Here is a 24,416-nt window from a genome sequence, read left to right as displayed (position 1 = left end):
CGTTCCGTACGGGCCGGCCAGGCATGGGCCGGCCGACGTGGTCCGGCCAACGTGGCCCGGCCAACGTGGCGCGGCCAATTCTCATCCGCCAATCGTCGTCCGGCTGGTGGCTTGTTCCTGGATAAAAGGCGTTTTACAGGACCTCGTCCAGCTTCTCCAGCGGCCGGCACAGGCGCGTGCCTTTCGGGGTCGCCACGAACGGGCGGTTCAGCAGCATAGGATGGGCCAGCATGGCCTCGACCAGCTGCGCATCGCCCGTCTCCGGCGCGTCCAGCCCGAGTTCGCCAAACAGGGTTTCCTTGCTGCGGATGGCCTCGCGCGGCGACAGCCCGGATGCGGCAAGCAGGTCCAGCAATTGCTCGCGCGAAAGGGGCGTGACGAGATACTCGACGATGCGCGGCTCGTGGCCGGCGGCGCGGATGGCGGCCAGGGCGTTGCGCGAGGTGCTGCAGCGTGGGTTGTGGTAGATCGTGATGTTCATGATGTCATGTCGCTCAAGAGGCTTGCATGATACGGTTCCGCCTTACAACAGGCCAAGGTTTTTTTCCTTGTGGCTGTTGCCGTGGCGCTATAAAATCCTCCGCTTTGTTTTGCGTGCGCCAGGTCGGTTTTCTTGTGCGAACGACAAACGGCAAACGAGACCGCGGCATGCGGCAAGCAAAACGGAGAAAAACATGAGTGACCACCTGCTGCGCCCCGCGGCTTTGCCCACCTGGGGCCAACGCGCTGCCCTGCGACTGCTGAACCTGGCCGGCTGGAAGCTGCGCTACAAGCCCCTGCCCGGCCCGCACGGCATTGCCGTCGTCTATCCGCATACCTCGAACTGGGACTTCCCCATCGGCCTGTTCGCCAAATGGGCGCTCGGATTGCCCTTCCGCTGGCTGGCCAAGGACTCGCTGTTCCGCGGCCCGCTCGGACGGGTGATGCGCTACTGGGGCGGTGTCGCGGTCGACCGCCGCGCGCCGATGGGCGCTACCCGGATGCTGGCCCAGCGCATGCTGAGCGAACCCTGGTGCTGGGTGGCGATCACACCGGAAGGCACGCGCGGCTACAAGCCGCACTGGAAGAGCGGCTTCTACCACCTGGCAACGGCGGCCAAGGTGCCCCTGGTGCTGGTCTACCTCGACTATGGCGCCAAGGTCGTGAGTGTGGTCGACGTCGTCCATCCGAGCGGCGACCAGGAGGCCGACATGGCCGCGATTGCCGCCGTCTACGAGGGCAAGCAGGCGCTCTACCCCGAGCACGCCGCACCGATCAAGCTGGCCCCGCCCCACACCGGCCCCGAGCGCCGCACCCAGGCATAACCCGGTTCGCCGGACGGTTCGTCGGGCGGTTCGTCGGGCGGTTCGTAGGGTGGACTCCCGAGTCCACCATGCACACCCGCCCCCCTCAGCCCCCTCCCCGCCTGAACAGCGTCTTGTAATAAATCGCCGTCGCGCGCCACGCCCCGTCCGGCGTGGCGCAGTACTCCGGCAGCTCGCCGACCCGGGTATAGCCCAGCCGCTGGTACAAGCCTTCCGCGCCCGATCCGGCCTCGGTGTCGAGGAACAGCAGGCCGCGCCGCAGCGCCAGCGCCTGCACTTCCGCGGCCGCCATCAGGGCCGTGCCCGCTCCCGCGCGCCTGGCGCCGCTGTGCACCAGGAGTTTCTGGACCTCGGCCCGGTTGCTGCCGTTGGGCTTCATGCACAGGTCGAGCTGGACCGTGCCGACCATGAGCTGCTCGCGCCAGGCCACCAGCAGCACGCGGGTGCCGGCCGCCACCGCCTCGCGCACCTCGCCCCAGTAGGCGTCGGCCGCCGCTGCGCCGAACGGGGCCACGAAACCGACCGATGCGCCGTGCGCGACGGCGTCCAGCAACAGCGCGCGCAATGGCGCCGCGTGGGCCGCCGCCGCGGCGGCATCGAGCATCCGTATCTGCATCCGCACTCCTCCTCTATATCGACTACCGCAAGCTTGCAGGAACCGTGCCCGCTTTCCAGGGCCCGCCACCGGCCAGGCTGCACCGAACTGGTGCAGTTCAGGCGCCGCGCACGAAAACGGAGCCCAAGGATGGGCCCCGCCGCTGGCCGCCGAACTCAGGCGGGCGCCAGCGCGTCCCAGGCCATCGCGGTACTCAGGAACACCTCGCCGCCCAGCGTGCCGAGCAGCTCGCTATGCTTGAGCCGGTCCATCACCGGCCCCTTGACTTCGGCCAGGTGCAGGCGGATGCCGCGCGCAGCCAGCATGGCATTGAGTTCACCCATGGCGAACAGCGCCGAGGTGTCGATCGCATTCACGGCCGACAGCACCAGCACCAGGTGGCGGGTATCCGGCCTGGCCGCCAGCTCGTCCTCGATGCGCTCGTTGACGGCTTCCACGTTACCGAAGAACAGGCCGGCATCGACGCGCAGCAGCAACAGGCCGGGCGCGGTATCGGCCGAATGGCGTTCGACGTTGCGGAAGTGCTCGGTGCCGGGTATGCGTCCCAGCACCGCGATGTGGGGCCGGCTGGCGCGCCAGATCAGGGCGCCCATCGAGAGCGCCACCCCGATCACGACGCCCGCCTCGACGCCCAGCGCCAGGACGCCCCCCGCGGTCGCGGCCAGGGCCGCGGCATCGGCGCGGTCGTAGCGCCAGCTGGTCTTGAAGGTGGTGGTGTCGAGCATCCCCATGACGGCGACGATGATGGTGGCCGCCAGCGCCGGCAGCGGCAGCAGGGCCAGCCACCCGGTCGGGGCCAGCAATGCCAGGGCCAGCAGCGCGGCCGCGATCAGGCTGGCGAGCTGGGAATTGGCGCCGGCCGCGAAGTTCACGGCCGAGCGCGACAGGCTGCCGGTGACGGGAAAGCCGCCCGACAGCGCGCTGCCGATATTGGCGGCGCCCAGGCCGATCAGCTCGTAGTTGCTCTTGAGCTTTTCGGCGCGCTTGAGCGCCAGCGCCTGCGCGCCCGACATGCTGATCAGGAACACCATGAAGCCGATCAGCAGGGCCGGCTGCAGCAGCGCCTGCCAGTGGCCGGTCGACGTGGCCAGGCTCAGCCCCGGCAGCCCGGCCGGCACCGCGCCGACCGTCTTCACGCCCAGCGCGTCCAGCCCGAGCAGCGGCACCAGCGCCGTGGCGCCCAGCACCACCAGCATCGGCGCCAGCTTGCCGCCGATGTCGGCCGCGTTCGGCGCCAGCCCGGCCCAGCGCAGCAGGCGCCCCAGCCAGGTCCGCGCCAGCAGCAGCAAGACCAGGGAAGCGAGTCCGAGGATGGCGCTCGGCCAGTGCAGGCCGAACCACGGCGCGCCCAGCAAGGCCGGCACCTGGCCGAGCGCGATCACGACCGCCGATCCGATGGTAAAGCCGCTCATCACCGGACGCGAAAAGAAGTTGGCGATGAAACCGATGCGCAGCAGCCCGCAAGCGAGCAGCACCAGGCCCGACAGCAGGGCCAGCTGGGCGGCGAGCACCGTGTAGAGCGCGCTGCCGGCGGCGGCCAGCGGCGCCAGGCTGGACGCCGTCATCAGCGAGATGATCGCCATCGGCCCGACCGATTGCGTGCTGCTGGTGCCGAACAGGGCGTACAGCACGGGCGGCAGGATGCTGGCATACAGGCCGACCACCGGCGGCAGCCCTGCCACCAGCGCGTAGGCCATGCCTTGCGGGATCATCATCATCGCCACCACCATCCCGGCGCTGATATCGCCGGGCAGCATGGCGCGCCGGTAGTGCCTCAACCAGTGCAGCATTGCTCGTCCGTTTCAAAAGCGCAAGATTAGCATGGCCCGCGTAGGGGTGGTCGAGGCCAGTGGCCTCGACTACGTGTTCACCGGTCGGCTCCACCCGTCGGGTAGCGCCGACGTAGCGCGAGCGCCGCCCACGCGTTCAGGCAGCGGATGAGGCTCCGCGACAGATCACCCTGCGGTTGAACGCGTGGGCGGCGTCCACGCAGCCGTCATGCATACCGACGGGTGGAGCCGACCACCCTACGCCCCCACCGGTTACAGCATGGCCAGTTCGACGCAGTTGCGCCCTGCCCGCTTGGCCCGCGCCAGCGCGGCGTTGGCGCGCACGACCAGCGAATCGGCGCTTTCCTGCTCGCCCAGCTGGGCCACGCCGAGGCTGACGGTGACCTGGTCGACGCCGGGCATCGCGGTGGCCTCGATCGCGGCGCGCAGCTTCTCGGCGATCTTGAGGCCGTCGATCGCGCTCGTGTGCGGGGCGATCACCTGGAATTCCTCGCCGCCCGAGCGCACCAGCACGTCGCTGGCGCGCACCAGCTGCCCCGCGGTCTCGGCCACGGTGCGCAGCACCACGTCGCCGACCGGATGGCCATAGCGGTCGTTGACCATCTTGAAGCGGTCGATGTCGAAGGCGATCAGCGCCAGCGGGTGGCGGTAGCGGCGCGCGCGCTTGATTTCGGTTTCCAGCAGCGCCTCGCCGTGGCGGCGGTTCGCGACCGCGGTGAGCGCGTCGATCGTCGCCAGGTGGGTCACGCGCACCAGCATTTCCTCGCTTTCGCGGTTCAGCTCGGCCATGCGCAGGCCGCCCGCCACCATGTCGGCCACTTCGGCCAGTGCGTCGAGCTCGCTGTGCGAAAACAGGCGCTCCTCGCGGAACGACAGGCAGAGCGCGCCGCGTGGGCTGCCCGGCCCCTCGGACGGGATCGGCAAGCCCAGCACCATGCGGATGCCATGTGCGCGCAAGGCCTCGGCCAGCAGCGGTTCGCCCGCCTTGTCCGGATCGTCGAGCAGCGCGACCGTGTTGGCGCTGGCGGCGAGCAGGCCGGGAAAGGCGTGGCGCAGCGGCGACTGCAGCAGGCGCTCGCCGCGCCCCAGCACCTGGGCCAGGTTCAGACCGCGCCCACCGTGCTGGGCCTGCAGGCGCAGGTCGCCGCCCGGCTGCACGTGGAACAGCGCGGCATGCGCCACACCCGGCCAGGCGCACAGGGCGCCGCACAGGCGGGCGGCCATGGCGCCCTGCTCCTCGCCGTCGCCGATGGCCGCGCGCACCTGGGCGCGCAGCGCCTGCCATTGCTGCTGCTCGCGTTCGCGCGGGCTCAAGGCCGCAAGCGCGGTCGGCCCGGCCCGCAGGCGCGCCGCGACCGCTTCCTGCAGCACGGGCTCGGCGGCCGGCGTGATCAGGTACTCGACCGGGCCGCGGGCCATCAGCGCCGCCAGCCAGCGGGCGTTCGCGAAGGGACACAGCACCAGGGTCGGCGCGCCGGCGCGCGCCGCGACCAGCGCGCCCAGGCCTGCATGGTCGAGCTCGGGGTCGAAGCGGTCGAGGTCGATCACGAGCAGCTCGGCCGGCCCTTGTTCCAGCATCCCGAGCGCGGCCTCGGCGCCGTCGGCCAGCCGCAGCCGCCCGAACAGCGCGCCGCAAGCAGCCTCGAATTCGCCGCGCCGGCCGGCGGCCGGGTTGACGAACAAGCCGGTGCGGGTGGGCTGCGGCCGGGCCTGGTGGGCCTGCTCGGACATGGTGATCTCCTTGACATCCAGAATCATTAAAAAACGATGCCGATTTTGACACATATACCCTCGCCCGAACAGGCGAAATGAGCCGCTGTGTGTGGAAGCGCACCGTCGCCACGCCGCCCGCGGCCGATACTGGGCCGGTCTCGAACTCAGTTGAGAAGGAAGCGTGATGGCCAACCAGGACGACGTAGCGAACCACCAGAAGGCAATTCAGAACCGCCAGGACCAGATCGATGCGAGCGGCGCGGCGCAAGAAGGCGAAAAGCCGGTCCAGATCGGCGCCGAGCAGCCGGTGCCCCCGATGCCGGAACAGCACCTCGCCAAGCCGGGCCTGGAGGCGCAGATGGACGTCAAGCCGCGCTTCATGGCCGAGGCCTACAGGGGCAGCGGCAAGCTCGAAGGCCTGGTGGCCATCGTCACCGGCGGCGATTCCGGCATCGGCCGCGCCGTCGCCGTGCTGTTCGCGCGCGAAGGCGCCGACGTCGCCGTCCTCTACCTGAACGAACACGAAGACGCCGCCGAGACCCAGCGCGCGATCGAAGCCGAGGGCCGCCGCTGCGTGACCATCGCGGGCGACGTCAAGGACATGGACTTCTGCCAGCAGGCCGTCGACCGGGTCGTGGCCGAGTGGGGACGCCTGGACGTGCTGGTGAATAACGCCGCCTTCCAGGAACACGCCAATTCGCTGCTCGAGATCACCGAGGAGCGTTTCGACGAGACGATGCGCACGAATATCTACGGCTACTTCCACATGGCGAAGGCCGCCCTGCCCCACATGCAGCGCGGCGCCGCCATCGTCAACACCGGTTCCGTGACCGGCCTGAAGGGCTCGAAGATGCTGCTCGACTATTCGTCGACCAAGGGCGCGATCCACGCCTTCACGATGTCGCTGGCCGCCAACCTGCTCGACAAGGGCATCCGCGTCAACTGCGTGGCGCCGGGCCCGGTCTGGACCCCGCTCAATCCGGCCGACCAGTCGCCGGACAAGATCGTCCATTTCGGCGAGAGCACCACCTACGGGCGCGCGGCGCAGCCGGAAGAACTGTCGCCCGCCTACGTGTTCCTGGCCTCGAACGCCTGTTCGAGCTACATCACGGGCATCGTGCTGCCGGTTACCGGCAGCGTCGGCGAATAAGGAGACCTGTCATGGCGCGCAGCATGTGGAAGGGTGCGATCAGCTTCGGGCTGGTGCACATCCCGGTCGAGATGTACCCTGCGGTGAGCGACAAGGGGCTCGACCTGCACATGCTCGACCGCCGCGACTTCTCCCCGATCGGCTTCAGGCGCTACAACAAGAACACCCAGAAGGAAGTGTCCTGGGACGACATCATCAAGGGATACGAGTACAGCGACGGCGAATACGTCGTGCTGTCGGACGAGGACCTGCGCCGCGCCAACCCGGAAGCGACCCAGACGATCGACATCCTCGCCTTCGTCGACGCCCAGGACGTTCCGCTGATCTATTACGACCAGCCCTATTACCTCGCGCCGGGCAAGGGCGGCGACAAGGTCTATGCGCTGCTGCGCGACGTGCTCAAGCGGGTCGGCAAGATCGGCATCGCGCATGTGGTCATCCGGGTCAAGCAGCACCTGGCCGCGCTGGTCTGCGTGGGCGACACCATCGTCATGAACACCCTGCGCTACGCCGACGAGATCCGCGACCCGGGCGAACTCAAGATCCCCGCCAAGGACGCGAAGAATGCATCGATCACCGACAAGGAACTCAAAATGGCCATGGCCCTGGTCCAGGGCATGAGCGAGGACTGGGAGCCCGAGCAGTACCACGACAGCTACCGGGAAGACGTGATGGCCCTGATCGAAAAGAAGATCAAGGCCAAACAGACCAAGACCATCACCATGCCCGACCCGGAGGAAAAGCCTGCCAAGGCCACGAATGTGATCGACCTGGTCTCGCTGCTGCAGGCCAGCCTGGGCAAGAAGCCGGGCAAGGCGGCACTCGAGGAAGAGGACGACGACGAACCGCCGCCGCCCAAGCGCGCGCCGAAGCCGGCCGCGGAGAATGCGGACGAGGACGCGCCGGCACCGCGCACTCGCAAGGCGCCAGCGCGCGAGAGCGAGGAAGTCGCCGCCAGCGCCCGGCCAAAACGGGCCGCCAAGCCTGCGGCGAAGGCCGCCGCAAAGAAGACCACGAAGGCTGCAGCACCGGCCGCGAAGGCCGCGCCCGTGCGCCGCAAGAAGGCGGCGTGACGGATGGATGCATTCCTCGACTTCCTGCAATGGCCTGCGATGGCCGTCAGCCTGTACGCGGCCTTCATGATCGGCTCGAAAAAAGCCGGCAAACGGATTTTCGGTTTCTGGATGTTCATCCTCAGCAATGTCCTGTGGATCATCTGGGGCGTGCACGACGAGGCCTGGGCCCTCATTTCTCTCCAGGTCGCGCTGATGGCAATGAACGTGCGCGGTATCTTCAAGAACGAATCGTAGAAGCGCGATCCCGCGCCGGCACGCCAGGACGGTGGGCACGGCGCGGGTCATTTGAAATGGCAGCAAGCGGCTGCCCAACAACGGAGGTAAGTATGCGTAAGATGATCATGATGGCAATTGCCGGCTTTATCTGGAAGAAAATCCAGTCGCGTATGTTCACCAGCGGGCATGTGGAGAAATCGACGCGCCGCTATTGATGCAACTGCACGCGGTGCGGGCCGGGCGTGCTGCGGCACGGGGCACCCGCACCGCGTCCTTGCGCTTGTGACTATTGGATAGAAACAAACGCCCGATCGCGGGTTAGCATGCGCTGCCACCTACCGGACAACGCGATGCTTCGACCCCTGCTCCTTGCCGCCGCATGCGCGGCCTTTATTCCCCCTGCCGCCGCTTCCACTCCTTGCGATGACGCCTGCCGCGAACTCATCCGGGAGGGGCATGCCTTCGCGGCGAAGGGGCAATACCAGGAGGCGCTCGGCAGTTTCGAGGCTGCCCACCTGGCAAAGCCGCTGGCCTCGCCTCCGCTGGCGGCAGCCGCCTTGCTCTTGCAGGACCTGTCGAAACGGGTCGCACCGGATCAGGTCGCCGAACTGCGCGGCAGGGCGCGCGCAGCCGCCCGTCGCGCCCTCGAACTCGATGCCGACGATCCGCTGGCGCAGGAAGCGCTGCGCCAGCTCGACGAGGACGCCCCTTCGCCGCTGCGCCGCGCGCCCTTCGACATCGAACTGGCTGCCTGGCGCTACGCCCTGCGCGTGATCGAGAAGGCCAATGCGGCTTCCGGCGAAAGCCTGCGCGACCCGGCGCTGCGCCAGATGCAGGCGTTCGCGAAAGACGGACAGCTCGAGCCCGCACTGCTGTTGCTGACCTACCGGCAATCCTACCGCCCGGCCCTCGAAGCATGGCTGGCCCGCGAGCCCCGCGGCCCGAAGGAATTCATCGACCGCTACGGCGTGCGGCCATGAGCGTGGCCGGCTGCGGGAGCGCCACGCCAGCCGCTGCACTTCTAGTTGCATTTAGTCAAATCCTATCGAGCTCATCATTTTAATCAAATAGGATTATTGATCAGCCATAAGTAGAATCTCTTCGTCAAATTCATCATTTAGAACGAGGAGAACCCATGACCCAGCCCCGCCTGACCACCGCTTCCGGCATACCCGTCTTCGACAACCAGAATTCGCTTAGTGCCGGCCCGCGCGGCCCGCTGCTGCTGCAGGACTTCCACCTGATCGAAAAACTGCAGCACTTCAACCGCGAGCGCATTCCCGAGCGCGTGGTCCATGCCAAGGGCTCGGGCGCCTACGGCAGCTTCACCGTCACCCACGACATCAGCCGCTTTACCAAGGCCAGACTGTTCGGCGCCATCGGCAAGCAGACCGAGACCTTCCTGCGCTTTTCGACCGTCGGCGGCGAAAAAGGCAGCGCCGATACCGAACGCGATCCGCGCGGCTTCGCCCTGCGCTTCTACACCGAGGACGGCAACTGGGACCTGGTCGGCAACAACACGCCGGTGTTCTTCATCAAGGATCCGATCAAGTTCCCGGACTTCATCCACACTCAGAAGCGCCTGCCCGACAGCAACCTCAAGTCCGCCAACATGATGTTCGATTTCTGGAGCCGCGCCCCGGAAAGCCTGCACCAGGTGACGATCCTGTTCTCCGATCGCGGTACGCCCGACGGCTACCGCCACATGGACGGCTTCGGCAGCCATACCTACAGCCTGATCAACGAAGGCGGCGAGCGCTTCTACGTGAAATGGCATTTCAAGACGCGCCAGGGCATCAAGAACCTGAGCGCCGCGGAAGCGGTCGGCATTGCCGGCACCGACCCCGACCACGCCCAGCGCGACCTGTTCGAGGCGATTGCCGCCGGCGACTATCCGCAGTGGGACGTCAAGGTGCAGGTCGCCACGCCGGGCCAGCTGGCCGACTGGGAAGCGCGCACCGGCTGGAATCCGTTCGACCTGACCAAGGTCTGGCCGCACGGCGACTTCCCGCTGCTGCAGGTCGGCGTGCTGGAACTGAACCGCAATCCGGTCAACTACCACGCCGAAGTCGAGCAGGCCGCCTTCTCGCCCGCCAACGTGGTGCCGGGCATGGGCTATTCGCCGGACAAGATGCTGCAGGGCCGCCTGTTCGCCTACCACGACGCCCAGCTCTACCGGGTTGGCACGAATCACCAGCACCTGCCGGTGAACGCCCCGCGCTGCCCCTTCCACAACCAGCAGCGCGACGGCGCGATGGCACTGGCGAATGGTGGCGCGGCACCGAACTACGCGACGGTCGATGCCGCCGGCCGCGGCGCGAGCGGCATGGGCCATGGCGAACCCGAGCTGCCCCTGAGCGGCGGCGCCGGCCGTTTCGACGAGCGCGGCCAGGATGACGATTACACCCAGCCGGGCAACCTGTTCCGCCTGATGACGGCCGAAGAAAAGCAGAACCTGTGCGACAACCTGGCCGGCCCGCTGAGCCAGGTGGACGAGGACATCCTGCAGCGCCAGCTGCGCCAGTTCGACCAGGCCGATCCGGACTACGGCCGCGGTGTGCGGGCAGCGCTCGAGGCGCGCGGACGCAAGCCGGACTGATTCGCGCGCGGACGCAAGCCGGGCTGATTCGCGCGCGGACGCAAGGCGGGCTGAGGCTGCTTATACGGCAGCGCGCAGCATCGCCGCCAGCTGCTCGTAGACCAGCGGGAAGGACGTAAACCCTTCGCGGCCGAGAAAATGCCCGCCCTTCTCGACGGTGAGGAAATCGGCATCGAGACGCGCGGCGAGGCGTTCGGTCGCCGCGTGCGGCACGATCTCGTCGTCGCGCGCCGCGATCACGCTACGCCGGCCCACTGTCGCGCGCACTCCTTCGATCGCGCCCACGCGCGCCACGAACCCGTCGAGCTCTTCCAGTCCAGCCAGGGATTCGGCAAAACCCGCAACCAGCACCATGCCGCCGTAGCGCGCCGCCCTGTCCCGCAGCAGGTGGCGCACGATGGCGATGCAGCCGAGGCTGTGCCCGACCAGGAACGTGTCCGCGTCGCGGCGCGCGATGGCCGCATCCAGGAAGGCATCCCAGGCCGCGGCGTCCGGCGCGCTGGAATCGGGCATCGGCAACACCTCGACGGCCACGCCATCGCGCGCCAGGCGCCCGGCGAGCCAGGCGAACCAGTGGTCGCCCGGGCTGGCCGTGTAGCCGTGCACGATATACACCTTCTGGCGCGGCGCCGGGTAGCCCGGTGCCGCGCTCTGCGCTTGCTGCATGCTTGTCCTCGATGATGAGTTGCTGGTAGGCGCCGATTCTAACCGAGGCGCCACGCCGGCCTGCCGGCCTCAGGTGCCCGGCTTGTAGCCCAGCTGCTTCATGGCCGCCGTCAGGGTCTTGGCGGCCTTGGCATAACCGGCCCAGGGATCATTGCCGGTGGCCAGCCGTTCGCCGATGTTCTGCACGTTCCAGCCGTCGCTCGCCTCGAGCGTGGGCAATTCGTCCCAGGCGAGCGGCACCGACACGCCCAGGCCCGGCCGCGCCCGCACCGACCAGGCGCAGACGGTGGTTGCGCCCTGGCCGTTGCGCAGGTAGTCGATGAAGATCTTGCCGACCCGGTTCTTCGGCCCGCTCTTGAAGGCGAAGCGATCCGGCAGGGTGCCGGCCAGGTGCTTGACGATGGCCTGGGAAAATCCCTTGACCGTATCCCAGTCGAGGCCGCCCTTGACGGGCACCACCACGTGCAGGCCCTTGCCGCCGCTGGTCTTGAGGAAAGCCGGCAAGCCCAGCTCGTCCAGGAAGGCGTGCATCAGCTGGCCTGCTTCCTGCATTGCCGGCCATTCGACGCCTTCGCCGGGGTCGAGGTCGAATACCATGCGGTCGGGCTTGTCGTAGGCCTTGGCGGTCGCATTTTGCGTGTGGAACTCGAGCGCATTCCATTGCGCCGCCGACAGGATGCCGGCGATGTTGCCGACCTCGAGCATCGGCGGATGTTCCGGGTCGAGGCTGGCATCCATGTGCTTCATGCCGGGCAGTTTCTTGATGTCGGCGTGCTTCTGGAACACCAGGTCGCCCTTGAGCCCGCTTGGTGCGCGCACCAGCGATACCGGGCGCCCCTTGAGGTGCTCCATCATCAGTTCGCCCACCGAGGCGTAATAGCGGATCAGGTCCATCTTGGTGGCGCCGCTTTTCGGATCGACGACGCGGTCGCCGTTGCTGATCTTGAGCGTGGCCGGCAGCTCGGCGCCGGACGCGTCTGCCGGAACAGTGGCCGAAACCGCGGCCGGCTTGCCTGCTGCTTTCCTGGCGGCCGGTTTTTTCGCCGGCTTGGCCGCTTGCGCGTCTGCTTGCATGTCGACTTCCTCCATTGGCTTGGCGATTTCGCGCGTGATGCCTTGCGCCGGCTTGTCGGTGCGCAGGCCCTGGAACACCGGATGGCGCACCGAACCGGTATTCGTCCATTCCGAAAAACTCACCTCGGCGATCAGCTCGGGCTTGACCCAGTGGTGCTTGCGCCCGGGCACCAAGCGCGGCGGGAAGGGGCTGACATCGGTGTCGAGCGCCTTGAGTTTCGCCGTCACCTCGCGCAGGCTCTCGGCATTGAAACCGCTGCCGACATTGCCCGCATAGCGCAGCACGCCGTCCTTGTCGTAGGTGCCCAGCAGCAGCGAGCCGACGCCGGTACGCGAACCCTTGGGGTCGGTATAGCCGGCGACGACGAACTCCTGGCGCTGCCCGCATTTGAGTTTGATCCATTCGGGCGAGCGGCGCGACACGTAACGCGAATCGCGCCGCTTGCCGATCACCCCTTCCAGGCCGATCTTGCAGGCCGCCGCGACCAGCCCTTCCGGGTCGGTGCCGAACTCGCTCGAGAACCGCACCAGCTCCGACGCCTTGGCCCGGCCCAGCGCCGCTTCCAGCAGCGCGCGGCGCTCGACCAGCGCCACATTGCGCAGGTCGTAGCCGCCCAGGTAAGGCGCGTCGAAGATGAAATACATGATGCTGGCCTGGTTGCTGCCGTCGAAAGCGAGCTGGAGCATGCCGAAATTCGGGCGGCCGTTGGCGTCGTGGACGACGATCTCGCCGTCGTACCAGCCGTCGGGCAAGCCCATCCTTTCGAGCTCCTGCTGGAGCGGACGCAGCTTGCCGGTCCAGTCGTTGTTGTTGCGGGTGATCAGGCGCACCGCGCCGTTCTCGATGCGGGCCAGCATGCGGTAGCCGTCGAACTTGACTTCGAACACCCACTCCTCGGGATTCGGCGGCGGGCCGTCGACCAGGGTCGCCAGTTCGGGCGCGAATTCCGCGGGCAGCGCGGCTTCGGCCGCGCCCTCTGGCATGCCGCCGCCGGCAGCCTTGTCCGCCTTGCGCGCCTTGCCGGCCGCGCCGACGGCGGCGGCATCGGCCTTCGCCTTGGTGCTGCGCGCCTTGGCCTTTGCGGCGGGTTTTGCCGCAGCCTCGCCTTTGACCTTGGCCGGCACCTGCTCGGCCGTACCGGGCATCGGCAGCGCCTTGACGCTGTCGGGCAGCTCGTCGACCACCGAGAATTCCTCGGCCGGGCGCGCGTAATCGTCCTTCTCCTTGATCAGGAGCCAGGCCTCCTGCTTCTCGTCGCCGCGTCCCTTCATGCGCACCAGCACCCAATTGCCGTGCATCTTGTGGCCATGCAGCCGGAATTTCAGGTTGCCCTTGCGGTAGCCCTCGTGCGGATCGCCTTCCGGCTCCCAGGTGCCCTTGTCCCAGATGATGACCTTGCCGGCGCCGTACTGCTTTTCGGGAATCGTGCCTTCGAAGTCCGAATACGAGATCGGATGGTCTTCCACGTGCACGGCCATGCGCTTGTCGTGGGTGTCGTAGCTGGGGCCTTTGGGAACGGCCCAGCTCTTCATGGTGCCGTCGAGTTCGAGCCGGAAATCGTAGTGCAGGCGGCTGGCCCAGTGCTTCTGGATCACGAAGGTGAGCGCGTCCGCGCCGGGCCGGCCGCCCTCCGCGGGCTCGGAGGTAATCGAAAAATCGCGCTTGGCTTTATAGACTGCGAGTGCGTCGGGCATGGCGGGCTCCTGCGGTTTGCCGATGCAGCCAGTCTAGGCCGTGCAAGCCAGCGCGACTGTACGGCAGCTAACCCTGTGCGCGCCGGGCACGGCGGCGTTGATTGTAACTGGATGTAAATACCGTCAACGACGGCGAAGCAGGTCGCGTTATCGGCGTGGCGGCACGCGAGAAGGCCGCCACCCCATGTCTCATTTTTCCCTACCAAAAAGGAAAGTCCATCATGAGCAAGATTGTCGCTACCCTGATCGCCGGATTGTTCGCTACCTCGGCGTTTGCCCAGAGCACCGCCACCGGTTCGACCACGCCCGCCACCAAGGCCGAAGCGAAGGAAGCCAAGGAAGTTGCGAAAGCCGATGCCAAGGTAGAAAAGGCCAAGGCCGAAGCGAAGGCCGACGTGGCCGGTGCCAAGGCCGATGCCGCCAAGACCAAGGCCAAGGCGCACAAGAAGGCAGCCGAGGACAAGGCCGAAGCCAAGGCCGACGCCGCCGGCAACAAGGCCGAGAAGAAGGCAGATACTGCCGCGCACGGCACCCACGCGGCCGCCTCGACCACGACCCACACCAAATAAAACACACACGCCGCCAAGCCCCGCCATATCCCAAAAAAGACAGGGTGCGCCCTGTCTTTTTTTCGCCCCGGCACATGCTCTACAATGTGTCCTCCCCTTCCCGGAGCGCGCCATGCAAAGAATCGTCTTCCTCGACCGCGACAGCCTGATCGCCACGGTGCGTCGTCCCGCCTTTGCCCACGAATGGATCGATCACCCGGCCACGGCGGCCGACCAGGTGGTCGAGCGCCTGCGCGGCGCGACGGTGGCCGTGACCAACAAGGTGGCGCTGCGCGCCGAAGCGCTGGCCCAGTTGCCCGACCTGCGCATGGTGGCGGTGGCGGCGACCGGCCTCGATAACGTCGACCTGGCGGCCTGCCGCGCGCGCGGCATCCTGGTCGCCAACATCCGCAACTACTCGCACGTGTCGGTGCCCGAACACTGCTTTACCCTGATCCTCGCGCTGCGCCGCAACCTGCGCGCCTACGTCACCGACGTCGAGGCCGGCCGATGGGAGCATTCGACCCGCTTCTGCCTGCTCGACCACCCGATCGGCGACCTGGCCGCCACCCGCCTGGGCATCGTCGGCTTCGGTGCGCTGGGGCGGCGCGTGGCGCAGATCGGGCAGGCTTTCGGGATGCAGGTGTGCACGGCTACGCGCTCGCCTGTCGCCGAGCCCGGCGTGACCCAGCTGGGGCTCGACGAATTGCTGGCCACCAGCGACGTCGTCAGCCTGCACCTGCCCTTGAGCGAGCAGACGCGCCACCTGATCGGCGCGCGCGAACTGGGCCTGATGAAACCCACCGCCATCCTGATCAATACCGCGCGCGGCGGGCTGGTCGACGAAGCGGCGCTGGCCGAGGCGCTGATGCGGCGCACGATCGGCGGCGCCGGCTTCGACGTGCTCAGCAAGGAACCGCCGGCCCAGGACAATCCCCTGCTGGGCCTGCGCCTGCCGAATTTCATCCTCACGCCGCACGTGGCCTGGGCCAGCGCGGGTGCGATGCAGACCCTGGCCGACATGCTGGTCGATAATATCGAGGCCTGGGAAGCGGGACGGCCGATCAACGTGGTCGGCTAGCAGGCACCCGGGCGCGCCGCTCAGTACGCAGGCAGCGGCGCGCGCGGCGCGCCCGCCGGCGGCGGCGCCGCGGTGGCTGCGGCCAGCGGCAACTCGAGCACGAACAGGGTGCCGCGGCCGGCCTCGCTCTCGACGCGGATCGATCCGCCCAGCAAAGTGGTGGTGATCGTGTGCGCGATGTTCAGTCCGAGGCCGGTGCCGCCCTGGCCCATCCGCGTGGTGAAGAAGGGATCGAATACCCGCGCCAGGTGCTGCGCGGGAATACCGCGGCCGTCGTCCTGGAAGGCGATGCGCACCCAGTCCTCGCCCAGCAACGCGGCCGACAGGCGCATTGTCCCTCCGGGCCCCTCGAAGGCGTGCACCAGCGCGTTGTTGACGAAGTTGATCAGGACCTGGCCCAGCGGCCCCGGATAGCTGTCCATCACGATCCCGCCGGGCACGGCGATCTCGAGGGCATGGCCGGCCAGGCGCACCTGGTTCATCATGGTCGCCATGATCTCGCCGCAGGCGCGCGCCAGTTCGAAGCGCCGGCGCTGGACGCTGGACTGGTCGACCGAGACCTGGCGGAAGCTGCTCACCAGCTCGGCCGCGCCATGCAGGCTGCGCATGATCAGTTGCGACGACTCGCGCGCCGCTTCCAGGTAGCCGGACAGTGCCGAGCGGCGCAACGCGCCCTCTTCCAGCCCGCCCGCCAGCTCCAGCGTCTTGTCGTGCAGGGTGCTGGCCATCAGCAGGCTGTTGCCGATCGGCGTGTTCAGTTCATGGGCGACGCCGGCCACGAGCGAGCCGAGCGACACCAGTTTTTCCTGGGCCGCCAGCAGGACTTGCGCATCCTTGAGCTGGCGGTAGGCCTGGGCATTGTCGAAGGCCACGCCGACATAGGCGGCGAGCGTGCGCAGCATGTCCAGGTGCACGCGCTGGTAGGCGTGGGCCGCGAAACTCTGCACGCACAGCGCGCCCAGGACCCGCTGGCCGGCCACGATCGGGACATACAGCAGCGACTTCGGCAGCAACTGCGGCAACGACGGCGGCAGCGCCTGCGCGGCCCCATCGCAGGGCAGCGCGGCGGCCGCGACCTGCGCCGGTTCGACGTCCGGCAGGTAGGCTTCGGACTCGGCCTCCAGGTCGTTGATGAACACTTCGCGCGCATGGTCGATGCACCAGGCCGCCAGCTGGCGCGGGTCGCGCCGCTCGCGCGCCGGCGGCCGGCAGCGGCGCCCGGCGACCACGGCGTAGGGCAGCTCGAGCTGCGAGCCGTCGCCGCGCGCCAGGCACACGAAGAACACCGGCGCATCCATCAGGACCTGCACGTGTTCGCACAGGGTCGCCATGATCGCTTCGGTATCGAGGTTGGCGGTCAGGCGGCGGCCGATATCGGACAGCAGCGCGATGTTGCGGCGCGCCTCGTCGGCCGCTTCGCGCTGCCGTTCGGCCTCGCGCTTGCGCCGCTCGGCGGCATCCTTTTCCAGCACCAGTTCGGCCGTGCGCGTGCCGACCTCGCGTTCGAGCACGCCTTTCTGCTGGAGCAGCGCGCGCACCCGCAGCCGGTAGGCCAGCACCGCCGCCGTCGCCGCCAGGACCAGGGCCAGCAGCCGGAACCAGGCGGTCTTCCACCAGGGCGGCGTGACGGTCACGGCCAGCGCGGCGGCGCCTTCGCTCCAGACGCCGTCCTTGTTGCTGGCGCGCACACGAAACACATAGCGGCCCGCGTCCAGGTTCATATAGCTGGCAAAGCGCTTGCCGGCCCCGGTTTCGACCCAGTCCTCGTCGAAACCCTCGAGCCGGTAGGCATACCGGTTGGCGGCCGGGGCCGCATAGTGCAGGGCCGCGAATTCGAAGCCGAAGACCGATTCCCGGTGACTCAGCGTGATGCCCTCGCTGCCTGCGCCGGGCTGGGGCAGCGGGCGCGGCTTGTTGAAGACGACGAATTCGGTGATGCGCACCTGGGGCGGATACGGATTGTCGCGGATCGCGTCGGGCTCGAAGGAGCTGACGCCGTCGACGCCGCCGAAATGCAGGCGGCCGTCCGGTCCGCGCGCGCTCGATCCCACGAAATAGGTGCCGCCCTGGAGGCCGTCCGTGCCCGTGTAGTGCTTGAATTCGCCGCTGTCCGGATCGAGCCGGCTGATGCCGTTGGTCATGCTGGCCCACAGCCTGCCGTGCGCGTCCTCCAGCACCGCGCCGATCGGCAGCGCGCCGCGCCCGTCGGTCAGGGGGAAATGGCGGAAGCCGGCCTTGCCGGCGGCGTCGCGCTCCAGCCGGTGCAGGCCGCCCGCGGTGCCTACCCACAGTTCCCCGCGCGAGGACAGCATCAGGTCGTGGATGCGGTTGTGGCGCAGGCTCGCGGGGTCGCGCGGGTCGTGGCGCAGGTGGGTGAACACGCCGCTGCGGCGCTCGAACCGGTCCAGGCCGTTATCGGTGCCGATCCAGAGCACGCCCTCGCGATCCTCGGCCATCGAGAACAGCGTGTTGTCGCCGAGGCTGGACGGGTCGGCCGGGTCGTGGCGCCAGGTCCGGCGCACTTGCAGGCCGGCATCGAGTTCGTAGAGCCCGGCGCGCGTCACGACCCAGAGCGTGCCGTCGCGGGTGCGCAGCACGTCGCGCACCGAGGCAGTCCCGATGCCCGGCAGCGCGACCGGGCGGCAGCCGGCGCCGTCCAGGCCGCACCAGGACAGCGTCCCGGCGCCGCCCACCCACAGCCGGCCGCCGTCGATGCGCAGGCTGTGGATCACGTCGCCCGGCACGCTGTCCGGCCGGCCCGGCCGGTGCCGCAACTGGGTGGTGCGGCCGCTGGCCGGGTCGAGCAGCACCAGGCCGCCGCCGATGGTCCCGAGCCAGATCTTGCCGTCCGGGCGCACGGCGATATCGCGCGTCTTTTCGAAGCCGATGCGGTAGCCGCTGTCGGGACGGAAACTGAATTGCGAGAAGCCGCCGCTGGCCAGGTCGGTGCGGCTCACGCCGCCGAAGCGGCTGCCGACCCAGAGCGTGCCGGTGCGGTCGATACGCACCGAGGCGACCTGGTTGTCGGGCAGGCTGTGCGGGTCGGAGGGGAGGCTGCGGTAGGCCAGGAAGCGCCCGCTGGCGGGATCGCGCCATTTCAGGCCGTCGAGGTCGGTACCGGCCCAGAGCGTGCCGCCGCTGTCGTGGTAGAGCGCCGGCACCCGCACCTCGCCCACGCCTTCCTCGGCGCCGACCAGGCGCCGCCGCGGCACGGCAGGCGCGATGTCCCAGGCTTCCAGGCCGCCCTCGGTGCCGATCCAGAGTGTATCGTGCGGGTCCATCGACAGCGCCAGGATGCGCGCCCTGCGCGGGTCCGGCCCGGACGGCGCGAGGTGTTCGAGGCGCTCGGCGCCGGGCGCCAGGCGCGCCACGCCGTGCCCGGTGCCGGCCCACAACACCCCATGCCGGTCGAAGGCGAGCGCGGTGACGGCTGCGCCGGCCGGCGTGGCATGGGGGTCCGCGATCGGGCGCACGGCACCGGTCGCAGGGTCGAGCCGTTTCAGGCCTTCGCTGGTGCCGAGCCAGAGCATGCCCTGGCGGTCGGCCAGGATCGCGTTGACGCTGCCGTTGCCGGCGCCGCCGGCAGCGGGCGCGGCCTGGGGCCCGTGCAGCGGATGGCGCACGAACTTGCCGCTGGCCGCATCGAAACGGGCCAGTCCGCCCTTGGTGCCGAACCACAGGCGTCCTTCGGCGTCCTCGAAGGAGGCATTCACGAAACTGTCGGGCAGCGAGCCGGGGTCGAGCGGATCGGCACGGTAGACGGTGATCCGGTAGCCGTCGTAGCGGTTCAGGCCGGCCTGGGTGCCGAACCACATGAAGCCCTGGCGGTCCTGGAGGATGGTCAGCACCGATTCCTGCGACAGCCCCTGCTCGATCGAGACGTGTTCGAAACGCAGCTTGCCCGGCGCGGCGGCCTGGGCCGCGGCGCACAGGAACAGCGTTCCCGGCAGTGCCGCCGCCATCAGCCAGCGCGGCACGCCGCGCATCGCGCCAGCCAGCACGCGCAAGGTAGAGCCCAGCATAGTGTTTTTCGAGTCGATACAGACCAGCTAATCTACCAGAGAAGGCAAAGCGTTGAAATAAATTAAGACTTCCGCAATCAAGATGGCACTGCTATAATTCGCTTCACGGGGCGGCTGTAGCTCAGCTGGATAGAGTACTTGGCTACGAACCAAGGGGTCGTGGGTTCGATTCCTGCCAGCCGCACCAACTCATTCAAGAAAATGGCTCAGAAGCGATTCTGGGCCATTTTTCTTTGTATGCACCGGATCACCCTGCCCTGGCACCAGGCGAACACAGGTGCTTCCCAATTCGCCGGCATGCCGCTATAATGCGTGCCTCGGGCGGCTGTAGCTCAGCTGGATAGAGTACTTGGCTACGAACCAAGGGGTCGTGGGTTCGATTCCTGCCAGCCGCACCATCAGTTTCAAGAAAATGGCTCAGAAGCGATTCTGGGCCATTTTTCTTTTCCGGCCCGGTTTCCGACGTGTAACGCGGCATTCCCTCGCGTGGACCCGGGCGGCAGCGCTCCATGACGATGCCGCAATTGCTGCTTTTCAATTTAACCTGGCTCCGCTATAATGCGTGCCTCGGGCGGCTGTAGCTCAGCTGGATAGAGTACTTGGCTACGAACCAAGGGGTCGTGGGTTCGATTCCTGCCAGCCGCACCATCAGTTTCAAGAAAATGGCTCAGAAGCGATTCTGGGCCATTTTTCTTTAACGCTTCACTCGTGGCGGCAAGCACCTGCCAGGATGGCAATTGAACACTTCCCAATTCGCCCCGCTGCCGCTATAATGCGTGCCTCGGGCGGCTGTAGCTCAGCTGGATAGAGTACTTGGCTACGAACCAAGGGGTCGTGGGTTCGATTCCTGCCAGCCGCACCATCAGTTTCAAGAAAATGGCTCAGAAGCGATTCTGGGCCATTTTTCTTTTCCGCTGCACCTTTTCCAGATCATGCGCGTGAGCGCGGCCGCTCTTGCCCTTGCTGGCGCTGCCGACACACGCCAGTCTTAAACGGGGCTTAGAAACGGGGCTTTACTCAGCAGAGGAATACTACTTCTCTTGATGTAGGAGCATGCCGACGCCAGGCGGGCAATACCCAACAGTTTGCCGCTCTACAATTGCTTTTGCCTTGCTCTCCTATGAAGCCGCCATCCGCGCGCCGCCGAGGCCACGTTATTGGCATCCGGAACCGGGTGTGGCCCCAGGGTCACACCTCTTGCACATCCTGCGCGGCCGCCCTCCCCTTTGCTAGCATGAAGTCCCCGATTGCCATAACCCGGCCGCAGGACGCGGCTGATTTCTTGCGAGAGGTAGCTATGAAAAAATCATTAATCGCTGCAATGGTGCTGGCAAGCGCAAGCTTTGGCTCCACGGCGCTGGCGCAAACGAACGGCGGCGACAACGGCCTCGGGTCGACCCAGGCGCTCGACCTGGTCGACAACACCGGCTTCTTTGGGGACACCCTGAGCGGAGGCAATGCCGGCGGCGGCAACGGCGGCAACGGAGGTAACAACGGCAACAGCTTTTCCGACCGTTTCACCTTCACGCTGAACAATGCCATCCCGGTGAACATGGACGCAATCGTGGCCTCCGTGAGCCGCACCGCCGATGTCGGACTCGACATCACCGGCCTGTCGGTATTCGACAGTACGGACACCATGGTCGCCGAGGGCAGCTCGCTGCGCACCGGCGCCACCGACGTCTGGACCATCAGGGGCAACAGCCTGGAGAACGGCTCCTATTACATCCGGGTGAACGGCAACCTGCTGGGCGACCAAAGCGCCTCCTTCGGCGGGGCCGTGATGCTCATGCCGGTACCGGAACCGGAGACCTACGGCATGATGCTGGGCGGCCTCGGCATCCTCGGCTTCATGGCGCGCCGCCGCAAGGCCAAGCGCGACTGAGGATCGCAACTGACGCAACTGACGCAACTGAGGTTCGCAGCACGGACAACGGAGGCGCCCGGCGCCTCCGTTGTCGTCGCCGGGGGCCGGCGGCCGCTCAGGTGCGCAGCTTCTTGATGATGCTGCGGTTGCCGAGGATTTCCTCGATCTGCTCGAAGCGCACCGGCTTGACCATGTGGTGGTCGAAGCCGGCCTCGAAGGCCAGCTGGCGGTCCTTTTCCTGGCCCCAGCCGGTGACGGCGATCAGGGTCGTCATCGCCCCGCAAGAGAGCTTGCGGATACCGCGCGCCAGGTCGTAGCCCGACATCTGCGGCAGGCCGATGTCGAGGAAGGCGTAATCCGGGCAGAAGCGCGCGGCGGCGGCCAGCGCGTCCGGGCCGTTGTGGGTGATGACCACGCTGTGGCCCATGGCGGTGAGCAGCGCGCCGATGCTGTTGACGAAGTCGACGTTGTCGTCGGCCAGCAGGATGCGGTAGGTTTCGGTGCTGATGAAGGCGGCCGGGGTCGGCTTGGCCGGCAATTCCGGCTCGACCACGATCGGCAGGCGCACGGTGAAGCGGCTGCCGCGTCCCAGGCCCTCGCTCGCGGCGGCGATCGTGCCGCCATGCAGCTCGACCAGCTTGCGCGCCAGCGACAGGCCCACGCCCAGGCCGGCATTCGTGCGCTCCAGGGTCGAGTCGACCTGGACGAACATCTCGAACACGTTGTCGAGCATCTCGGGCGCCAGGCCGATGCCGGTGTCCATCACTTCCAGCACCAGGGTCTTGTCCTCGACCCGGGCCGAGAGCGTCACGCGCCCGCCGCGGTTGGTGTACTTGGCGGCGTTGTTGAGCAGGTTCGACAGGATCTGCGCCAGGCGCGTGGCGTCGCCGTGCAGGAACACGGGGCGGTCCGGCAGGTCGATCGCCAGTTCGTGGCCGTGCAGCTCGATGTAGGAGCGCACCACTTCCAGCGCGTCGTTGACGACCGCCTTCAACTCCACCCGCCCCATCTTGATGGCGAACTTGCCGGTATTGATGCGCGAAACGTCCAGCAAGTCGTCGACCAGGCGCACCATCTGGCGCAACTGGCGCTCCATGATGTCGGTCGCGCGCTGGGTGGCCTGGGCGTCGCCGCTGCGGATGCGCAGGATGTCGAGGCCGGTGCGGATCGGCGCCAGCGGATTGCGCAATTCGTGGGCCAGGGTCGCGAGGAACTCGTCTTTCCTGCGGTCGGCCACGATCAGCGCCTCCTCGGCCTTCTGGCGCACGTCCATTTCGTGCTCGAGCGTGCGGTTGGCGGCTTGCAGGGCGTCGGCGCGGCGCCCGATTTCGGCCAGCATGTCGTTGAAGGCCTCGACCAGCACGCCGATCTCGCCGCTGTCGTGGCCCGGCACGCGCAGCGTGAAATCGCGCCGCTGCATCACCTGGCGCGCCACGTTGGTCACCGATTCGAGCGGCCGGGTGATGGCCGCCTGCAGGCGCGAGGCAACCAGCGCCGCGATCACCAGCGCGCCCAGCATCACGCCGCCGAGGATCAGGCCATAGTTGAGCAGGCGGTCGAGCACGCCGTAGCGCGATTTCAGGTAGACCGTGCCGACGTGCTCGCCGTTCTCGACGATCTTGTGCCAGACCTCGAGCTCGCCCGCGCCGATGCGGTAGCCGGGCGCGCTCGGCTCGGCCGGGAACACCGGGTCGAGGCCGCTGCGGGCATAGGTGGCGAAGCGCGCGCCGCTGCTCGTGTAGACGGCGCCGGCCAGGATCTGTGGACGGGCGCGCAGCACGGCCAATTGCTGCTGGGCGGTGGCGACATCGTTGAACGACAGCGCCGGCGCCGTGACGCTGGCCATGATGTCGGCCTGGGTGGTGAGGTCGTCGACCCAGTAGCGCTGGAAAGTGCGCAAGTCGAGCAGGAGCATGGCGACCGAGGCCGACACCAGCGCTGCCAGCGTCGTGAAGACCGCCATCTTGATCAGTTTGCTACGGACGGAGCCGGCGTCGCGGGCACTCATCAGCTTGTTCCTTTTACTACATGGTTAGCGACCGTCAACAGCCGCGAACTGAGTTTCACGTTATTCTTTTCCGCCGAGTCGACCGAGACGTCGAAACGCACGCGGTCCTCGATGATCCTGAAATTGATGACGCTGCCGTACTGGAGCCCGAACTCGCATTCCGTCACCGACATCAGGGCGCTTGGGGCGGCGCGCAGGATGCGGGCGGCACGGGCATTGTCGCTGCCGGCCACGAACAGCAGGTGCACGGGAGGGCCGGACTCGCCTTCGCGCAGGCTGCGCACCTGGATCGGGCGCCCCAGCGCCTGGCGGCCGGCGACCACGCGCGCCAGCTCGGCGGCCATCTCGTCCGAGCCGATCACGCCGATCGTCACCGGCGCGGTGCTGTCGCTGAAGGCGCCCGCCGGGAACTCGGCATAGGAAAGGAATTTATACAGGAAGGCCGCCTTGACCCGGCGCTCGAGCAGCTGGGTGGCGCTCGACTGCGCCAGCGCCGGCGGCGGCAGCACGGCGCCCGCCGCGCACAGCGCCGCGGCGCACGCCAGCGCCCAGCCGGCGACGCGGCCCTGGACGGGCCGGCGGGCAAACTGGGGCAGCAAACGGGAAAAGCGGTGTCGAATCATTGGCCGGGCTTAAATTGGGAGGTCGCGTACACCGCGATGCGCGCTCGAACGCCGGGCGCACACCCGGTCCGCCCGACTTGCTCTGGCTGCCGCCTTGCGGCCTGCACCGCCCGCAATCATCCGGAGGCGGCGCCGGCCGCGGCGAACGCTCGAGCATGATAGCCCGGCAATGGCCGATCCCGACCGCTTTGCATCCGCCCGGGGAAACCAGGCGTGGCAAGCATGTCGTTCCGGACCCGGTACCGCTCGGGCGTCTCATGATTTGTTTGCCATAGTAAAACATTTTGATGCGCACACCAAGCGCCGCGCGTGCGCACGCCCGAACCGGTGTTTTGCACGTGCATGCCTGCAACAGCTATTCGCCAAAC

18 protein-coding genes and 4 tRNA genes are annotated in these 24,416 nt (G+C 67.8%); 13 read left to right on the top strand and 9 right to left on the bottom strand.

Going from position 1 to position 24,416, the window contains the following annotated elements; genetic code table 11:
* Positions 1–133: 133 nt before the first annotated feature.
* Positions 134–481, bottom strand: coding sequence for an arsenate reductase (glutaredoxin) (gene arsC, locus ACFPAH_RS11400; RefSeq protein WP_379744875.1), 348 nt, complete (start codon positions 479–481; stop codon positions 134–136).
* Positions 482–674: 193 nt separating this feature from the next.
* Here arsC and ACFPAH_RS11395 point away from each other — a divergent pair, with 193 nt between their 5' ends.
* On the top strand, positions 675–1,304 hold the full coding sequence (locus ACFPAH_RS11395) for a 1-acyl-sn-glycerol-3-phosphate acyltransferase (protein WP_379744872.1): 630 nt from the start codon (positions 675–677) through the stop codon (positions 1,302–1,304).
* Between the two features lie 85 nt (positions 1,305–1,389).
* Here the strand turns inward: ACFPAH_RS11395 and ACFPAH_RS11390 are convergent, their stop codons facing one another.
* The 3 genes from ACFPAH_RS11390 to ACFPAH_RS11380 all read right to left on the bottom strand — a co-directional run bounded on the left by ACFPAH_RS11390 (position 1,390) and on the right by ACFPAH_RS11380 (position 5,441).
* Positions 1,390–1,920: a GNAT family N-acetyltransferase gene (locus ACFPAH_RS11390; protein ID WP_379744869.1), complete on the bottom strand. Its 531-nt coding sequence runs from the start codon at positions 1,918–1,920 to the stop codon at positions 1,390–1,392.
* Positions 1,921–2,075: 155 nt separating this feature from the next.
* Positions 2,076–3,710, bottom strand: a complete 1,635-nt coding sequence (locus tag ACFPAH_RS11385) for a SulP family inorganic anion transporter (protein ID WP_379744866.1) — start codon at positions 3,708–3,710, stop codon at positions 2,076–2,078.
* A 252-nt stretch (positions 3,711–3,962) separates the two neighbouring features.
* A complete protein-coding gene (locus ACFPAH_RS11380; RefSeq protein WP_379744863.1) occupies positions 3,963–5,441 on the bottom strand; it encodes a sensor domain-containing diguanylate cyclase in 1,479 nt (492 codons plus the stop codon).
* A gap of 166 nt (positions 5,442–5,607) precedes the next feature.
* Here ACFPAH_RS11380 and ACFPAH_RS11375 point away from each other — a divergent pair, with 166 nt between their 5' ends.
* From ACFPAH_RS11375 to ACFPAH_RS11355, 5 genes are all read left to right on the top strand, one after another.
* Positions 5,608–6,573, top strand: coding sequence for an SDR family oxidoreductase (locus ACFPAH_RS11375; protein WP_379744860.1), 966 nt, complete (start codon positions 5,608–5,610; stop codon positions 6,571–6,573).
* A gap of 11 nt (positions 6,574–6,584) precedes the next feature.
* Positions 6,585–7,646 carry a Ku protein gene (locus tag ACFPAH_RS11370; protein ID WP_379744857.1) on the top strand — a complete coding sequence of 354 codons (1,062 nt, stop codon included), beginning with the start codon at positions 6,585–6,587 and terminating at the stop codon, positions 7,644–7,646.
* Positions 7,647–7,649: 3 nt separating this feature from the next.
* Complete coding sequence (locus ACFPAH_RS11365) at positions 7,650–7,883, top strand: hypothetical protein (RefSeq protein WP_379744854.1); 234 nt, start codon at positions 7,650–7,652, stop codon at positions 7,881–7,883.
* A 332-nt stretch (positions 7,884–8,215) separates the two neighbouring features.
* A complete protein-coding gene (locus tag ACFPAH_RS11360) occupies positions 8,216–8,845 on the top strand; it encodes a hypothetical protein (RefSeq protein WP_379744851.1) in 630 nt (209 codons plus the stop codon).
* A gap of 155 nt (positions 8,846–9,000) precedes the next feature.
* Complete coding sequence (locus ACFPAH_RS11355) at positions 9,001–10,464, top strand: catalase (RefSeq protein WP_379744848.1); 1,464 nt, start codon at positions 9,001–9,003, stop codon at positions 10,462–10,464.
* A 60-nt stretch (positions 10,465–10,524) separates the two neighbouring features.
* On the opposite strand, the gene ACFPAH_RS11350 is transcribed toward ACFPAH_RS11355, so the two are convergent.
* Together ACFPAH_RS11350 and ligD are read right to left on the bottom strand one after the other, a co-directional pair.
* Positions 10,525–11,130 carry an RBBP9/YdeN family alpha/beta hydrolase gene (locus ACFPAH_RS11350; protein WP_379744845.1) on the bottom strand — a complete coding sequence of 202 codons (606 nt, stop codon included), beginning with the start codon at positions 11,128–11,130 and terminating at the stop codon, positions 10,525–10,527.
* Positions 11,131–11,199: 69 nt separating this feature from the next.
* The gene (ligD, locus tag ACFPAH_RS11345; RefSeq protein WP_379744842.1) at positions 11,200–13,899 is read right to left on the bottom strand and encodes a DNA ligase D; all 2,700 of its coding nucleotides are present in this window, start codon (positions 13,897–13,899) and stop codon (positions 11,200–11,202) included.
* A gap of 221 nt (positions 13,900–14,120) precedes the next feature.
* Here ligD and ACFPAH_RS11340 point away from each other — a divergent pair, with 221 nt between their 5' ends.
* Positions 14,121–14,468 (top strand): hypothetical protein, encoded by a 348-nt coding sequence (locus ACFPAH_RS11340; protein WP_379744839.1) that lies wholly within the window; start codon positions 14,121–14,123, stop codon positions 14,466–14,468.
* Between the two features lie 112 nt (positions 14,469–14,580).
* Positions 14,581–15,528 carry a D-2-hydroxyacid dehydrogenase gene (locus ACFPAH_RS11335; protein WP_379744836.1) on the top strand — a complete coding sequence of 316 codons (948 nt, stop codon included), beginning with the start codon at positions 14,581–14,583 and terminating at the stop codon, positions 15,526–15,528.
* A gap of 20 nt (positions 15,529–15,548) precedes the next feature.
* Here the strand turns inward: ACFPAH_RS11335 and ACFPAH_RS11330 are convergent, their stop codons facing one another.
* Positions 15,549–19,550 carry a two-component regulator propeller domain-containing protein gene (locus ACFPAH_RS11330; protein ID WP_379744833.1) on the bottom strand — a complete coding sequence of 1,334 codons (4,002 nt, stop codon included), beginning with the start codon at positions 19,548–19,550 and terminating at the stop codon, positions 15,549–15,551.
* A gap of 110 nt (positions 19,551–19,660) precedes the next feature.
* Here ACFPAH_RS11330 and ACFPAH_RS11325 point away from each other — a divergent pair.
* From ACFPAH_RS11325 to ACFPAH_RS11305, 5 genes are all read left to right on the top strand, one after another.
* Positions 19,661–19,737 (top strand) — tRNA-Arg (locus ACFPAH_RS11325).
* Between the two features lie 134 nt (positions 19,738–19,871).
* Positions 19,872–19,948: transfer RNA gene (locus tag ACFPAH_RS11320), tRNA-Arg, on the top strand.
* A gap of 173 nt (positions 19,949–20,121) precedes the next feature.
* A tRNA-Arg gene (locus ACFPAH_RS11315) sits at positions 20,122–20,198 on the top strand.
* 137 nt (positions 20,199–20,335) lie between these two features.
* Positions 20,336–20,412, top strand: a tRNA-Arg gene (locus tag ACFPAH_RS11310).
* Positions 20,413–20,847: 435 nt separating this feature from the next.
* Entirely contained in the window at positions 20,848–21,435 is a 588-nt protein-coding gene (locus ACFPAH_RS11305; RefSeq protein WP_379744830.1) for an FxDxF family PEP-CTERM protein, read from the top strand.
* A gap of 97 nt (positions 21,436–21,532) precedes the next feature.
* On the opposite strand, the gene ACFPAH_RS11300 is transcribed toward ACFPAH_RS11305, so the two are convergent.
* Positions 21,533–23,425: an ATP-binding protein gene (locus tag ACFPAH_RS11300; RefSeq protein WP_379744827.1), complete on the bottom strand. Its 1,893-nt coding sequence runs from the start codon at positions 23,423–23,425 to the stop codon at positions 21,533–21,535.
* Positions 23,425–24,048 (bottom strand): YfiR family protein, encoded by a 624-nt coding sequence (locus ACFPAH_RS11295; RefSeq protein ID WP_379744824.1) that lies wholly within the window; start codon positions 24,046–24,048, stop codon positions 23,425–23,427. The genes ACFPAH_RS11300 and ACFPAH_RS11295 overlap by 1 nt, the downstream gene beginning before the upstream one ends.
* Positions 24,049–24,416 lie beyond the last annotated feature (368 nt).

Origin of the sequence: Massilia sp. GCM10023247 (assembly GCF_042653325.1) — a bacterium.
GTDB lineage: Bacteria > Pseudomonadota > Gammaproteobacteria > Burkholderiales > Burkholderiaceae_D > Telluria.
This window is presented reverse-complemented; position numbering and strand designations above follow the sequence as displayed.